Origin of the sequence: Cupriavidus pinatubonensis (assembly GCF_019602855.1) — a bacterium.
GTDB classification, from domain to species: domain Bacteria; phylum Pseudomonadota; class Gammaproteobacteria; order Burkholderiales; family Burkholderiaceae; genus Cupriavidus; species Cupriavidus pinatubonensis.
Genome location: NZ_CP080767.1, coordinates 1,579,545 through 1,592,831, shown reverse-complemented (window position 1 = coordinate 1,592,831; position 13,287 = coordinate 1,579,545). Strand labels below are relative to the sequence as shown.

Here is a 13,287-nt window from a genome sequence, read left to right as displayed (position 1 = left end):
CGTCCTTCGCCCAGTCATCGACCGATCCCGGGAGCCCGCATGACTTCAGCCCTGCTGCCAGCCGCCGCCATCCACCCGCCGCACGAACCCGCCTTGCTGTCGCAGTACCGGCACATCCGGTCCGCCACCGAGGCCATGGTCGCCGACCTGTCGGACGCCGACGCGACAGTGCAGTCGATGGAGGACGCGAGCCCGGCGAAATGGCACCTCGCCCACACCACATGGTTCTTCGAGGAATTCGTGCTGGCCGCGCGCGTGCCCGGCTACGAGCCGGTCGATCCGGCCTACCGTTTCCTGTTCAATTCGTATTACGAGTCGGTTGGCCCACGCCATCCGCGCCCGCGCCGCGGGCTACTGAGCCGCCCGTCGCTGGACGAGATCCTGGCCTACCGCGAGGCCGTCGACGAGTCGATGCTGACATTGCTGGGCACCGCCCAAACCGACGCCGAAGCGGCACTGATCACGCTCGGCCTGCACCATGAGCAACAGCACCAGGAACTGCTGCTGACCGACATCCTGCACCTGTTCGCACAGAATCCGCTGCGGCCCGCGTTCGCGCCCGAACTGCTGGAGCCGGTGATCGCCGACCCGCGCGCGGCGCCGGACTGGGTCGGCTTTGACGGCGGCGTGGTCGAGATCGGCCATAGCGGCGATGACTTCGCCTTTGACTGCGAGGGTCCGCGCCACAGGGTGTACCTGCAGCCCTATACGCTGAGCTCGCACCCGGTCAGCAACCGCCAGTGGTTCGAATTCATCGACGATGGCGGGTACCAGACCGCCGGCTTGTGGCTCTCGGATGGCTGGCGCTGGGTGTGCGAGCAAGGCATTCAGGCGCCGCTGTACTGGGAAGAACGCGAAGGCACGTGGTGGCAGATGACGCTGCGCGGCATGCTCCCCGTCGACCCGGAAAGTCCCGTCACCCATATCAGCTTCTATGAGGCCGACGCCTTCGCGCGCTGGGCCGAGCGCCGGCTGCCGACCGAGGCAGAGTGGGAATACGCCGCACGCCATCTCCCGGCCACCGGGAATTTCGTCGAAGGCCGCGCGCTGCGGCCCTTGCCCGATCGCCAGAACACCTCCGGTGTGCTGCGCCAGATGTTCGGCGATGTGTGGGAATGGACCGGCAGCGCATTCCAGCCCTATCCGGGCTTCCGACCGAGTGCCGGCGCGGTCGGCGAATACAACGGCAAGTTCATGAGCAGCCAGATGGTGCTGCGTGGCGGGTCCTGCGTCACGCCGGAATCGCACATCCGGGCCAGCTACCGCAATTTCTTCTATCCGCACCAGCGCTGGCAGTTCACCGGCGTACGGCTCGCGGACGATGCCTGAGTGCGCAACGGCGTCAGCGGGCTGACCACCAGCGCCAGCCCAGCCATGCCAGCAGCGCCCAGGTCAGCACGATGATCGCGCCCGCCCACAGGTTGCGCGGGCGCTCGCCTTGCGCCGCCTGCCAGGCTTCCGCGCGTACGCGGCAGTCGGCTTTCACGGCCGCCGGCACAAGCCGCAACGCGAGCCAGATACCCAACGGCACCAGCAGGACGTCATCGACATAGCCGAGCACCGGAATGAAATCCGGCACCAGGTCGATGGGGCTGAACGCGTAGGCCACCACCAGCACCGCCAGCATCCGCGCCGCCAGCGGCGTGTCCGGATGGCGGCTGCAGAACCACAGCATTACCAGGCTCGACTTCAGCCGGCGCGCCCATTGCCGCAGGCGCTGGTTCAAGTTCACGCCCATTGCCGGCGTGCCGTTGGGCGGAATTTACTTGCCGCTGGCCGGCACGGCCTTGATCGGCTGCCCGCCGGGCTGCGCGACTGGAGCCTTCAGCGGCGGCGCGGCGACGATGGGCACCTGCGGGTAGAGCTTCTGCCAGCGCGATTTCAGTCCAGTGGCAATTTCCGCCTGGTTATAGCGCTCGGCAAAGTCGATCACCGTCATGCCCTGCTGGTTCTTCAGGCGCATGTCGGCGCCTTCGTCGAGCAGCAGCTTCACGGTCTCGATATGGCCACTACGCGCGGCCATCATCAGCGGCGTGGTGCCGTTCGGGCTTTCGGCGTCGATATAGGCGGCGTGGTCGATCAGGTATTTGACGACGTCGTTGTGGCCGGTCGTGCATGCGTAATGCAGCGGCGTCCAGCCGGTCTTGTTCACCTCGGCCTCCATGTCGTCGACCATCAGCTTGACCATATCAAGCTCGCCCTGAAGCGAAGCCATCATCAGCGGCGTCTCGCCCGCCGGGTTGGCTTTGTCGAAGTCGATGTCCTTGGCCTTGATCAGTGCCGCCGCTGCTTTCAGCGATTTCTCACGCAGCGCGATGACCAGCATCGGATCGCCACGGCTATCCGCGAGATTCGGATTCACGCCGCGGCCCAGCAGCTTCTGCACGGTGCGCGCGTCGTCGAATTCCACGGCCTTGCGCATATCGTCGACCGGCGCGGCCCAGACCAGCGCCGCGCAGCCGAGCAGTACAGCGCCCGTCAGGCTGCGGATGGATTTCAGGTCAAACATGGGCTTCCCTGTCGATGTGCTTGAAAAGCTTGAAGAAATTGTCAGTCGTCTGTTCGGCAATCTGCTCCACCGGCAGACCGCGCAGCTTGGCGATGAACTCGCCCACGTGGCGCACCCAGGCTGGTTCGTTGGTCTTGCCGCGGTACGGCACGGGCGCCAGGTACGGCGAATCGGTCTCGATCAGCATGCGGTCCAGCGGCACCTTGCGCGCGGTTTCCTGCAGGTCCGCCGCGCTCTTGAAGGTGACGATGCCCGAGAACGAGATGTGGAATCCCTCGTCCAGCGCCTGTTTCGCGACGTCCCAGGTCTCCGTGAAGCAATGCATCACGCCGCCGGCCTCGCCCGCGTTTTCCTCGCGCATCACGCGCAGCGTGTCGTCGGCCGATGAGCGGGTATGGATGATCAGCGGTTTGCCGGTCTGGCGCGCGGCGCGGATATGGGTGCGGAAACGCTCGCGTTGCCACTCCATGTCGGCGATGCTGCGTCCATTCAGCCGGTAGTAGTCCAGGCCGGTTTCGCCAGTGCCAACCACGCGCGGGTGAGCGGAGAGCTCCAGCAGGCGTTCCAGCGTGGGCTCTTCGCCCTCCTCGTAGTCCGGGTGGACACCAACCGACGCGTACAGGTTCGGATGCTGCTCGGCCAGCGCGAGCACGCGTGGAAAGTCTTCGAGCGTCACCGAGATGCAGAGCGCATGCGACACCTGGTTGGCGCGCATATTCTCCAGCAGTTCAGGTAGCCGGGCGGCCAGGTCGGGGAAATCGATATGGCAATGCGAATCTACAAAATTCATTATAAACAATGAGTTACGATGCAAACCTCTTGTATTTCACAAGGTTTGCGTGGGCCGGCCGGATTCCAGTTGCTTGCCCAGGATCTCCTCGACGGCACGGCGGAGGTTGCGGCCATTGTCGTCATCGGGGAAATGCACCCCAACACCCGGCGTCTTCATCGGTGTGCCCGGCGGCGTGATCCAGGCCACGTGCCCAGCCACTTGGTACTTCTGCGGCCGATCCAGCAGCGACAGAACCAGGAACACTTGCTCGCCAAGCCGGAACGGCCGGTTCGACGGCACGAAAATCCCGCCACGCGTCAGGAACGGCATGTATGCGGCGTAAAGCCCGGCCTGATCCTTGATCGACAAGGACAACACGTTCGGCCGCGATGGCGTTCCGCCCGTAGTTCCGGCCGAAGCGCCGGCCGCGCGAGGCGGCAAGGTTGCGACATCTGTACTCATGACTGACCCCTTTCTGACCTGCTACAGCTTTGTGTTATAGATGTTTTGGTCCTGCACCCCGGCTGTAGCCGGGCCCCGCGTACTGCGCCGGAGGCGTCAGTGGAACAGCTGCCGGTATTCAAGAAACACGGATTCCATCACCAGCCTCGGCGCGAGCGGATGGTTCTCGCTGCGCCGGTGCGCGCTGAGGCGCGTGGCAAATGCCTGCAGCCGATGGGCATTGGAGGCACCCGCGCAACGCGCCAGCACGGTGCGCTCCTTCGGGAAGTAGCGCGGCACCGCGTTGCCCGAGGCGTCGAGCCGGCACTTCAGCAGATCGTACGTCCAGCGCTGGAGGATGCCAAGCACGGCGGGCACCGGCAGCTTTTGTAGTTGTTCCGCCGCACCAGTCGCGTCAAATTCGGCGCCAGCACCCAGTTGGCCGACCAGCCAGCGCTGCAGCGGCTGCTCCTCGGCCTCCGCGGCATGCAGAGCGGTCAGCGGCGAGCCGCCAGCCAGCGCAAGCTGCGCCTCGGCGTCGGCAACGCCCTGGCTCTTGAGCCAGGCCAGCGCCGCTTCTGGCGTTGGCCGCTGAGTGGAAAACTGGCGGCAGCGCGACAGGATGGTCGGCAGGATGCGATCGAGCCGGTCCGTAACGAGCAGGAAGACCGTCGACGACGGGGGCTCCTCGAGCGTCTTCAGCAACGCGTTGGCCCCTTCAACCTGCAGCGCGTCCAGCGGATAGACCACCACAACGCGCAGGCCCGCCCGGTGCGTGCCCACCCCCACCGCGTCAATCAGCGCGCGCACCTGCTCCATGCGAATGATCTTGCTGGGCGCCTTCTTCTTGCCGCTGTCATCGGCCTCGCCTTCACCGCCGGACTCCAGCGCTTCAGGTCGTACCACCGTGAAATCAGGATGGTTGCCCTGGCTGAACCAGTGACAGGCAGCGCACTGGCCACAGGGCTGGCCGTCTGGCCGCGGCGATTCGCACAGCAGACCCTGCGCAAAGTGCAGCGCCAGGTCACGCTTGCCGGTGCCCTGCTGGCCATGGATCAGCAATGCATGGGGGAGCCGCTCGCGCAGCGCGCCAAGCCGTTGCCAGTCTTCCGTTTGCCAGGGATAGAGCATGCGAATCAGTCAGTTAGCCGCGAAAGCCGAGGGGTCACCTTTACAACCGTGCCGCTGCCGATGACGTAACGGCACAGCGTCGGTCCATTATTATCGATCAATATAAAGCTGGAAAATCAAAGCGTTGAGATGATCTTTTCAAGTTCGACGCGAATGGCTTCAATGCTCTGCGTGGCGTCGATCACGCGGAAGCGTTCGGGCGCCTGCGCGGCGCGGCGCAGGTACTCGGCCCGCGTACGCTCGAAGAACGCGCGCGATTCCGCCTCGAACTTGTCGGGCTCGCGCGCGCCGGCCAGGCGCTCGCTCGCGGTTTCCAGCGGCACATCGAACAGCAGCGTCAGGTCCGGCTGCAGGCCGTCCTGTACCCACGTTTCCAGCGTTTCGAGCCGGGACGTGGCCAGCCCTCTTCCGCCGCCCTGGTAAGCAAACGTGGCATCGGTGAATCGGTCCGAGATCACCCAGTCGCCACGTGCCAGCGCCGGTTCGATGACCTCCGCGATGTGTTCGCGGCGCGCCGCGAACATCAGCAGCGCTTCGGTTTCCAGGTGCATCTTGCGGTGCAGCAGGATCTGTCGCAGGTCCTCTCCCAGCGGCGTACCGCCCGGCTCGCGCGTGGTGACAACGGCCGGGATGTCCTTGCGCTCGCGCAGCCGCGCCGCCACCGCGCCGATATGGGTGCTCTTGCCGGCGCCGTCGATGCCTTCGAAGGTAATGAATTTTCCGCGCATGGATGCTTATTTGCCGCGCTGGTACTGATCTACCGCGCGGTTGTGTTCGGGAAGCGTATTGGAGAAATGGCTGGTACCGTCGCCGCGCGCCACGAAATACAGCGCATCGGACGGGGCCGGCGCGGTAGCCGCGGCCAGCGAAGCCAGGCCCGGCAGCGCGATCGGCGTGGGCGGCAGGCCGGTACGGGTGTAGGTATTGTACGGCGTGTCGGTCTGCAGGTCGCGCTTGCGCAGGTTGCCGTCGAAGCGCTCGCCAATGCCGTAGATCACGGTCGGGTCGGTCTGGAGCATCATGTTCTTGCGCAGGCGGTTGACAAACACCGCGGCGATCATCGGGCGCTCGGTGGCCTGGCCGGTTTCCTTCTCGACGATCGACGCCATCACCAGCGCCTCGTACGGGGTCTTGTACGGCAGGTCCGCGGAGCGCGCGTTCCAGGCCTCGTTCAGCCGCCGCTGCATGGCCTTGTAGGCATGGCGGTACAGCTCGATATCGCTGCTGCCGCGCGCGAACAGGTAGGTGTCGGGGAAGAAGAGCCCTTCCGGGGCATCTTCCGTGGCGCCAATCGCCTTCATCAGATCGGCGTCCGACATGTCCTTCGTGTCATGGCGCAGAGCCGGGCTGGCATCCACCGCGGCGCGCATCTTGCGGAATTCCCAGCCCTCGATCACGGTGACGACATAGTGCGTGACTTCGCCGCGTGCGAGCTTGCCGACCACACCCATCGGCGTAATGCCCGTTTCGAATGTATAGCCGCCTGCCTTCAGGTCCGGACCATGGCCGGTCAGCCGCGCCAGCAACTGGAACAGGCGCGGGTCCATGCTCACGCCGCCGCGCTGGAGCTGGCGGCCGACGCTGGCGACACCGGAATTCGGCTTGATGACGACTTCGACAGGCGAGGCGGACAGGCCCAGCGGCTGGTTGGCCCACCACGCGAAAGCGCCGGCGGCAGCCAGGGCAAGAACGAGGACGAGCAGTCCCAGGCGTAGAAAAAGACGTGTCATGAAATCCGTTCGGTCGCGGCAGCGTCCGGACTGCGGGTGATGTCCCAGCCGCGCGCTGCCGGCGCCGGCTGAAATGCCGGCAGCCTCATATAATACCGGGAGCCTTGCGCGGCCACGACTTTGCCGGTCGGTGAACCGCGGCGCGCACCAGTCCAATGCACCCAATTGCCTGATCGGAATGCCTGAAATGAATGCCCCAGCCAACAACCTCTCCGCCAGCTTTGACGCCTTGCAGAATCGTGGCGTTGTCTGCGCACCGGCCGGGCTCGGATGGATCCGCGTGGCGGGCGATGATGCCGCTGCCTTCCTGCACACGCAGCTGACCAACGCGGTCGAAGACCTCGGCCCCGGCGCTGCCCGCCTGGCCGGCTATTGCTCGCCCAAGGGCCGCCTGCAGGCCAGCTTCCTGATGTGGCGCGATGCGGACGGCATCGTGCTGCAACTGTCAGACGACATCCAGCCAGCGCTGCAGAAGCGCCTGAGCATGTTCGTCCTGCGCGCCAAGGCCAAGCTCAGCGACATGTCTCCTGTCGTGGCCGTGGTGGGCGCGGCGGGTCCGCAAGCCGCCCAAGCACTGGCCAAGGCCGGACTGCCCGCGCCCGACGCAGTGTTCGGCACGGCCAGTGTTGAAAGCGCAACCGTTATCCGCCTGCCGGACGCTGCTGGCCAGCCTCGCTGGCAAGCCGTGTTGCCGGCCGAACGCGCCGGAGAATTCCGTGCCGCGCTGAGCGGGGAATTGGCGGACGCCGACTCCGCGTTCTGGGACTGGCTCGATGTCCAGTCCGGCATCCCGCGCATCGTCACCGCGACGCAGGAACAGTTCGTGCCGCAGATGATCAACTTCGAACTGGTCGGCGGCGTCAATTTCCGCAAGGGCTGCTACCCGGGCCAGGAAATCGTGGCGCGCAGCCAGTACCGCGGCACGCTCAAGCGCCGCATGTGGCTGGTGCAGGGCGACGGTGCCGTGCCGGCGCCCGCTACGGAGATCTTCCGCCCGGAAGATCCGCAGCAGCCGTGCGGCATGGTCGTGAACGCCGCCCCCGCCCCGCAAGGCGGCTGGGCGGGCTTGGCCGAACTGAAGATCGATGCGGCCGCGTCGGCCCTGCATCTGGGCAGCGCCGAAGGCGCTGCGCTGACGGTGGGCGAACTCCCCTACGAAGTACCGCTGCCGGAAGCCACGCAGGCCGCCGGCTGACCCCAGGACGCTGCCATGAGCGATCACGTCTTCGTCTATTTCCGCGTCCCCGAAGCGCTGGCAACCGAAGCGCTACCGCACTGGCATCGCTGGATGGAGACGGTTGCCGAAGCGACCGGAATTGGTGGTACGCTGATGCGCAGGCCGGAAACCCGCGCCGGCGTGCAGACCTGGATGGAATGCTATGCCGATGTCCCGCCCGCCTTCGACGCCACGCTTGCCGGATTGTGGCGCCAGAGCGGACTCGATCAATGGGTCGATGGCGAGCGCCAGGTCGAGCACTTCATCGACCTGGACATGCTCTAGGGTCGTCGCAGTTGGTTCTGCGCCGTAACGGAAGGAAGCAAAGCAATGTGCCTGATCCTGGTTGCCTGGCAATCACACCCGGACTATGCCCTGGTGGTGGCCGGCAATCGCGACGAATTCTATGCGCGCCCCGCCGCGCCGGCGCACTGGTGGCAGGATGCCTCCCACGTGCTGGCCGGCCGCGACCTGGCCGACGTGATCGGCGAGCCCGGCACCTGGATGGGTGTGGGCGGAGATGGCCGCTTTGCTGCACTGACGAACTATCGCGCCCCATCGGAAAAACGCACCGATGCGCGTTCGCGCGGCGAACTGGTGTCCGGCTTCCTGCGCGGGCATGACGCGCCTGCGGACTACCTCGGCACGCTGGCAGGCGCCGATGGCTGCTACAACGGCTTCAACTTGCTGGCCAGCGACCTTAACGAACTCTGGTGGTACAGCAACCGCTCTGCCTCGCGCCAGCCGCAGCGGCTGCGCCCGGGGCTGTACGGGCTGTCCAATGCGCTACTCGATACACCGTGGCCAAAGGTACGCAGCCGCGTGGGCGCGCTTGCGGAAGCGCTTGCGGCCGATACCGGCCATGCCAATGCCAGCGCGGAACCCTATCTAAAACTGCTCGCCGATAACCGGCAGGCTGCCGACTTCGAGCTACCGTCGACCGGCGTCGCTCCCGAGTGGGAGAAACTGCTGTCGTCGGCGTTTATCCGCTCGGGCAACTACGGCACGCGCGCGAGTACCGTGCTGCGCGTGCGCCATGACGGCCGCTTCGACCTCAGCGAGCGCAGCTTTGATGCGAGCGGTCAGACCGGCGAGGTTTCGTACCGCGGCAAGCTAAACCTGGCGCGCGACACGGGCACGGTACCGGCGCCGCGCTGATCAGGCGCCCAGCCGCTTGCGCATCTCCACGTGGGGGATGCCGGCTTCCTCGAACTCATCCCCGACCTGCGCAAAGCCGACGCGCGCATAGAACGGCGCGGCATGCGTCTGTGCATTGAGCACGAGCTCGGGGTAGCCCAGTTCAACGGCCTTCTGCATCAGCGCTCCCAGCACCAGCGCGCCAACCCCGGTGCCGCGCACCGAGGCGAGCACCGCCATGCGGCCGATATGACCATCCGGCAACAGGCGGCCGGTGGCGACCGGCGTGCCATCGTCGGCCAGCGCCAGCGCGTGCCAGCTCGGCTCATCCCATTCGTCCCACTCGAGCTCAACCGGCACGCCCTGCTCTTCGACAAACACGGTGTAACGGATGGCGCGCGCGCGTTCACGGGCTTCGGACCAAGGGCAGATCAGGACGGAGACAGGCATGGCGATGCGGGGAAGATGACGTAAAGGCGAGCCGGACTACGGGTATGGCAGCCAGCGGCCGACATGATACCCACAATCCGGCCCCCGTTGGCCGCACCGGTCTAGTGCGGCAAGCACCAAATCAGGGTTTACGCTCAGTACCATATCACCATTAAATTTGTATGATGACCTGACTACCGTATAACCCGATGATGCCGTGTTCCAGAAAGTACCTGCCCGCGCCCTGACCGACAACGTCGCCGAGCAACTGCTCGACAAGATCCAGAGCGGCGCTTTCGCACGGGGCGACAAGCTGCCGACCGAAGCCGTACTGTCCGAAGAATTCGGCGTCAGCCGCACCGTTATCCGCGAAGCGATCTCGCGGCTCAAGTACGAAGGCGTAGTCGAGTCGCGCCAGGGCAGCGGCGTGTTCGTGACCGAACAGGCCGGTATCCGCCCGCTGCGGATCGACTACACCGACACCGGTACGCTCGACTCGGTGCTGCAGATCGTCGAACTGCGCCGTGCCATCGAGGCCGAGGTGGCCGCGCAGGCGGCACGCCGCCGCACCGATGCCACCATGACGGCGATCGACACCGCGCTGGCCCGCCTTGACGCGGAAGTGGCCGAGGGGGGCGACGGCGTCGCGGCCGACGTGGCCTTCCACCGCGCGATTGCCACGGCCACGGGCAATCCCTATTTCCTGAAAACGCTGGAGTTCCTGAGCCAGTACCTGGAAGCCGCCACGCGCGTGACGCGGACCAACGAAGCGCGCCGCGCCGACTTCACGCGCCAGGTGCGCGAGGAACACCAGGCTATCGTCGCCGCGATTCGCGCCGGCGACGCGCTGGCCGCGCGCAATGCCGCGCAGAACCACATGTACAACGCCGCCCGCCGCCTGTCCCAGCTCGGCCAGGACGAAGCGGACGACGAGCGTCCCGGCACCGCCAGCTAAGCCGGCGCCGCCCTATCGATTGACCTGCCTTACCTGCATCAGGAGTTTTCTATGTCCCGGAATATCGGCGTAATCGGCCTTGGCGCCATGGGCAACGGTGTCGCGCAGTCGCTGCTGCGAGCCGGATTTACCGTGCACGCCTGCGACCTTCGGCCCGACGTGCTGCAGCGTTTTGCCGACGCCGGCGGCGTGCCGTGCGCAAGCCCCGCCGAACTGGGCAGCCGCTGCGATGTCGTGATCACGCTGGTAGTCAACGCCCAGCAGACAGAGGCCGTTCTGTTCGGTGCCGACGGTGCCGCCACGACGATGCACTCCGGCACGCTGGTGATCGCGAGCGCGACCGTGCCGCCCTCGTTTGCCGAAGCGCTGGGCCGTCGCCTGGGCGAGCAAGGCATCCTTCTGCTCGATGCCCCGGTGTCCGGGGGCGCGGCGCGGGCGGCCAGCGGCGAGATGACCATGATGACGTCCGGCCCCGCCGAAGCGTATTCGCTGGCCGAGGACGTGCTGGCCGCGATCTCCGGCAAGGTCTACCGCCTGGGCAACGCGCATGGTGCCGGCTCCAAGGTCAAAATCATCAACCAGCTTCTGGCGGGCGTGCATATCGCCGCCGCGGCGGAGGCCATGGCACTGGGCCTGCGCGAAGGTGTGGACCCGGATGCGCTGTACGACGTCATCACCCATAGCGCCGGCAATTCGTGGATGTTCGAGAACCGCGTGCCGCATATCCTGTCGGGCGACTACACGCCGCTGTCCGCAGTCGATATCTTCGTCAAGGACCTCGGCATGGTGCTCGATACCGCGCGCACCAGCAAATTCCCGCTGCCGCTGTCCGCCGCCGCGCACCAGATGTTCATGATGGCCTCCACCGCCGGCCACGGCGGCGAAGACGATTCCGCCGTGATCAAGATCTTCCCCGGCATCGAACTGCCGGCCAAGGCAGAGTGAGGCGAAGCACGTCATGACCGCCATCCAGCAACAAGATCGCCCGCTGCTCGGCTGCATCGCCGACGACTTCACCGGCGCCACCGACCTCGCCAATACGCTCGTGCGCAACGGCATGCGCACTGTGCAGACGATCGGCGTGCCCGACGCGCACGCCGTGCGGGACGTCGGCCAGGCCGATGCAATCGTGGTCGCACTGAAGTCGCGCACCATTCCCGCCGCCGACGCCGTGTCGCAATCGTTGGCCGCACTCGAATGGCTGCGCGCGCAGGGCTGCCGGCAGTTCGTTTTCAAGTACTGCTCGACGTTCGATTCGACCGACGTCGGCAATATCGGCCCGGTCGCCGAAGCCCTGCTCGCGGCACTGGACAGCGATTTCACGATCGCCTGCCCGGCCTTCCCCGAGAATGGACGCACCATTTTCCGCGGCCACCTGTTTGTCGGCGATGGACTGCTGAACGAATCGGGCATGGAGAACCATCCGCTCACGCCGATGCGCGACGCAAACCTTGTGCGCGTGCTGCAGCGGCAGAGCAAAGCGAAGGTCGGTCTGCTGCGCTATGACGCTGTTGCACGGGGTCCCGCTGCCACGACAGCGCGCATCGAAGCGCTGCGCGCCGATGGCAATCACCTTGCGATTGCCGACGCCGTGTCCGACGCCGACTTGTTCACCCTTGGCGAAGCATGCGCGAACCTGCCGCTGATCACTGGCGGGTCGGGCATCGCGCTCGGCCTGCCCGAGAACTTCCGCCGCGCAGGCCTGCTGCCGCAGCGCGGCGATGCCGCGTCCGTCCCGCGTGTCGACGGCCATGGCGTAGTGCTGGCCGGCAGCGCCTCTCGTGCGACGAACGGACAGGTGGCACGCTGGCTCGAACAGGGCCGTCCCGCGCTGCGCATCGATCCGCTCGCGCTCGCACGCGGCGAAGCCATTGTGGATACAGCGCTTGCCTTCGCCGCGAACCATGACGAGCCAGTGCTGATCTACGCGACCTCCAGTCCCGATGAAGTCAAAGCCGTGCAGGCCGAACTCGGCGTGGAACGTGCCGGTCATCTGGTCGAACAAGCGCTGGCCGGCATCGCCGCAGGCCTGCTCGCACGTGGCACGCGCCGCTTTGTCGTCGCGGGTGGCGAGACTTCCGGCGCCGTCGTGCAGGCGCTTGGCGTCCGCGCATTGCGTATCGGCGCACAGATCGCGCCGGGCGTGCCCGCGACCGTCACGCTCGATGCGCAGCCCCTCGCGCTAGCGTTGAAATCGGGCAACTTCGGCGGCGAGGACTTCTTCGCCGAAGCGCTCGCGCAACTCGGAGGCCAGTGATGAGCCAGGAAAGCAAGCTGCGCGAAGAGATCTGCCGCATCGGCGCTAGCCTGTACCAGCGCGGCTATACCGTTGGCTCGGCCGGCAATATCAGCGCGCGGCTTGATGACGGCTGGCTGATCACGCCGACCGACGCGTGCCTCGGCATGATGGATCCGGCTGCCGTGGCGAAGGTATCCGCAGATGGCAACTGGGTGTCCGGCGACAAGCCGTCGAAGACGCTGACGCTGCACCGTGCCATCTACGACCACAATGCCGAGGCGAAGGCAGTCGTGCACACGCACTCGACGCATCTTGTCGCATTGACGCTGGCCGGCGTGTGGCAGCCCGACGATATCGTGCCGCCGCTCACGCCTTACTACGTGATGAAGGTCGGTCATATCCCGATGATCCCGTACCACCGGCCGGGCGATCCGGCCGTGGCGGCGCGTGTCGCCTCGCTTGCCAACAAGGTGCGCGGCGTGATGCTCGAGCGACTCGGTCCCGTGGTGTGGGAATCCAGCGTCTCGCGCGCAGCGTTCGCGCTCGAAGAGCTGGAAGAGACCGCGAAGCTCTGGATGATGATGAAAGACATGCCGGGCTTCGCGGCCCGCGCCGCGCTCGGCGAGAGCGCTCTGGCTGAACTACGGGAGACCTTCCAGGCCCGCTGGTAGACCATCGCAGCAGTACCCCACTAATACAGACGCGATCCCGTGCGCAGCAGCCACAAG

16 protein-coding genes are annotated in these 13,287 nt (G+C 66.2%); 8 read left to right on the top strand and 8 right to left on the bottom strand.

Translation table 11 applies throughout. From position 1 onward, the window contains the following. Positions 1 to 39: 39 nt before the first annotated feature. Positions 40 to 1,329, top strand: a complete 1,290-nt coding sequence (gene egtB, locus K2O51_RS19935; protein ID WP_011297609.1) for an ergothioneine biosynthesis protein EgtB — start codon at positions 40 to 42, stop codon at positions 1,327 to 1,329. 13 nt (positions 1,330 to 1,342) lie between these two features. On the opposite strand, the gene K2O51_RS19930 is transcribed toward egtB, so the two are convergent. The 7 genes from K2O51_RS19930 to mltG all read right to left on the bottom strand — a co-directional run bounded on the left by K2O51_RS19930 (position 1,343) and on the right by mltG (position 6,583). Then, entirely contained in the window at positions 1,343 to 1,738 is a 396-nt protein-coding gene (locus K2O51_RS19930) for a YkvA family protein (RefSeq protein ID WP_011297608.1), read from the bottom strand. Positions 1,739 to 1,762: 24 nt separating this feature from the next. Beyond that, positions 1,763 to 2,509: an ankyrin repeat domain-containing protein gene (locus K2O51_RS19925; RefSeq protein WP_011297607.1), complete on the bottom strand. Its 747-nt coding sequence runs from the start codon at positions 2,507 to 2,509 to the stop codon at positions 1,763 to 1,765. After that, positions 2,502 to 3,299, bottom strand: coding sequence for a TatD family hydrolase (locus K2O51_RS19920; RefSeq protein ID WP_011297606.1), 798 nt, complete (start codon positions 3,297 to 3,299; stop codon positions 2,502 to 2,504). Before K2O51_RS19920 ends, K2O51_RS19925 begins: the two co-directional genes overlap by 8 nt. A 36-nt stretch (positions 3,300 to 3,335) precedes the next feature. Then, positions 3,336 to 3,743 carry a PilZ domain-containing protein gene (locus K2O51_RS19915; RefSeq protein ID WP_011297605.1) on the bottom strand — a complete coding sequence of 136 codons (408 nt, stop codon included), beginning with the start codon at positions 3,741 to 3,743 and terminating at the stop codon, positions 3,336 to 3,338. A 96-nt stretch (positions 3,744 to 3,839) separates the two neighbouring features. Next, positions 3,840 to 4,853 (bottom strand): DNA polymerase III subunit delta', encoded by a 1,014-nt coding sequence (locus K2O51_RS19910; protein ID WP_011297604.1) that lies wholly within the window; start codon positions 4,851 to 4,853, stop codon positions 3,840 to 3,842. A 116-nt stretch (positions 4,854 to 4,969) separates the two neighbouring features. Beyond that, the gene (tmk, locus tag K2O51_RS19905) at positions 4,970 to 5,581 is read right to left on the bottom strand and encodes a dTMP kinase (RefSeq protein WP_011297603.1); all 612 of its coding nucleotides are present in this window, start codon (positions 5,579 to 5,581) and stop codon (positions 4,970 to 4,972) included. 6 nt (positions 5,582 to 5,587) lie between these two features. Then, positions 5,588 to 6,583, bottom strand: a complete 996-nt coding sequence (gene mltG / locus K2O51_RS19900; RefSeq protein ID WP_011297602.1) for an endolytic transglycosylase MltG — start codon at positions 6,581 to 6,583, stop codon at positions 5,588 to 5,590. A gap of 187 nt (positions 6,584 to 6,770) precedes the next feature. On the opposite strand from mltG, the gene ygfZ reads away from it, so the two are divergent. From ygfZ to K2O51_RS19885, 3 genes are read left to right on the top strand one after another with little or no spacing between them, the layout of a single operon-like run. Continuing rightward, entirely contained in the window at positions 6,771 to 7,778 is a 1,008-nt protein-coding gene (gene ygfZ / locus K2O51_RS19895; RefSeq protein WP_235679912.1) for a CAF17-like 4Fe-4S cluster assembly/insertion protein YgfZ, read from the top strand. A 15-nt stretch (positions 7,779 to 7,793) separates the two neighbouring features. Further along, on the top strand, positions 7,794 to 8,084 hold the full coding sequence (locus tag K2O51_RS19890; RefSeq protein WP_011297600.1) for a DUF4936 family protein: 291 nt from the start codon (positions 7,794 to 7,796) through the stop codon (positions 8,082 to 8,084). A 45-nt stretch (positions 8,085 to 8,129) separates the two neighbouring features. Next, positions 8,130 to 8,957 (top strand): NRDE family protein, encoded by an 828-nt coding sequence (locus K2O51_RS19885; RefSeq protein WP_011297599.1) that lies wholly within the window; start codon positions 8,130 to 8,132, stop codon positions 8,955 to 8,957. Here the strand turns inward: K2O51_RS19885 and K2O51_RS19880 are convergent, their stop codons facing one another. Beyond that, positions 8,958 to 9,386 (bottom strand): GNAT family N-acetyltransferase, encoded by a 429-nt coding sequence (locus K2O51_RS19880; RefSeq protein ID WP_011297598.1) that lies wholly within the window; start codon positions 9,384 to 9,386, stop codon positions 8,958 to 8,960. It abuts the gene before it with no gap. 196 nt (positions 9,387 to 9,582) lie between these two features. On the opposite strand from K2O51_RS19880, the gene K2O51_RS19875 reads away from it, so the two are divergent. Genes K2O51_RS19875 through otnC form a run of 4 tightly spaced genes read left to right on the top strand, consistent with a single transcriptional unit; the run spans position 9,583 to position 13,230 of the window. Beyond that, on the top strand, positions 9,583 to 10,320 hold the full coding sequence (locus tag K2O51_RS19875) for a FadR/GntR family transcriptional regulator (protein WP_011297597.1): 738 nt from the start codon (positions 9,583 to 9,585) through the stop codon (positions 10,318 to 10,320). Positions 10,321 to 10,371: 51 nt separating this feature from the next. Continuing rightward, positions 10,372 to 11,265, top strand: coding sequence for an L-threonate dehydrogenase (gene ltnD / locus K2O51_RS19870; RefSeq protein ID WP_011297596.1), 894 nt, complete (start codon positions 10,372 to 10,374; stop codon positions 11,263 to 11,265). A gap of 13 nt (positions 11,266 to 11,278) precedes the next feature. After that, entirely contained in the window at positions 11,279 to 12,577 is a 1,299-nt protein-coding gene (gene otnK / locus K2O51_RS19865) for a 3-oxo-tetronate kinase (protein WP_220631531.1), read from the top strand. Then, positions 12,577 to 13,230, top strand: coding sequence for a 3-oxo-tetronate 4-phosphate decarboxylase (gene otnC, locus K2O51_RS19860; protein ID WP_011297594.1), 654 nt, complete (start codon positions 12,577 to 12,579; stop codon positions 13,228 to 13,230). The genes otnK and otnC overlap by 1 nt, the downstream gene beginning before the upstream one ends. The last annotated feature ends 57 nt before the right edge of the window (positions 13,231 to 13,287 follow it).

Coding starts and splice junctions, on each gene's coding strand:
- K2O51_RS19930 (WP_011297608.1), bottom strand. CDS start 1,738: ATGGGCGTGAACTTGAACCAGCGCCTGCGGCAATGGGCGCGCCGGCTG.
- tmk (WP_011297603.1), bottom strand. CDS start 5,581: ATGCGCGGAAAATTCATTACCTTCGAAGGCATCGACGGCGCCGGCAAG.
- otnC (WP_011297594.1), top strand. CDS start 12,577: ATGAGCCAGGAAAGCAAGCTGCGCGAAGAGATCTGCCGCATCGGCGCT.
- K2O51_RS19915 (WP_011297605.1), bottom strand. CDS start 3,743: ATGAGTACAGATGTCGCAACCTTGCCGCCTCGCGCGGCCGGCGCTTCG.
- K2O51_RS19885 (WP_011297599.1), top strand. CDS start 8,130: ATGTGCCTGATCCTGGTTGCCTGGCAATCACACCCGGACTATGCCCTG.
- K2O51_RS19910 (WP_011297604.1), bottom strand. CDS start 4,853: ATGCTCTATCCCTGGCAAACGGAAGACTGGCAACGGCTTGGCGCGCTG.
- egtB (WP_011297609.1), top strand. CDS start 40: ATGACTTCAGCCCTGCTGCCAGCCGCCGCCATCCACCCGCCGCACGAA.
- K2O51_RS19890 (WP_011297600.1), top strand. CDS start 7,794: ATGAGCGATCACGTCTTCGTCTATTTCCGCGTCCCCGAAGCGCTGGCA.
- K2O51_RS19925 (WP_011297607.1), bottom strand. CDS start 2,509: ATGTTTGACCTGAAATCCATCCGCAGCCTGACGGGCGCTGTACTGCTC.
- mltG (WP_011297602.1), bottom strand. CDS start 6,583: ATGACACGTCTTTTTCTACGCCTGGGACTGCTCGTCCTCGTTCTTGCC.
- otnK (WP_220631531.1), top strand. CDS start 11,279: ATGACCGCCATCCAGCAACAAGATCGCCCGCTGCTCGGCTGCATCGCC.
- K2O51_RS19880 (WP_011297598.1), bottom strand. CDS start 9,386: ATGCCTGTCTCCGTCCTGATCTGCCCTTGGTCCGAAGCCCGTGAACGC.
- K2O51_RS19920 (WP_011297606.1), bottom strand. CDS start 3,299: ATGAATTTTGTAGATTCGCATTGCCATATCGATTTCCCCGACCTGGCC.
- ygfZ (WP_235679912.1), top strand. CDS start 6,771: ATGAATGCCCCAGCCAACAACCTCTCCGCCAGCTTTGACGCCTTGCAG.
- ltnD (WP_011297596.1), top strand. CDS start 10,372: ATGTCCCGGAATATCGGCGTAATCGGCCTTGGCGCCATGGGCAACGGT.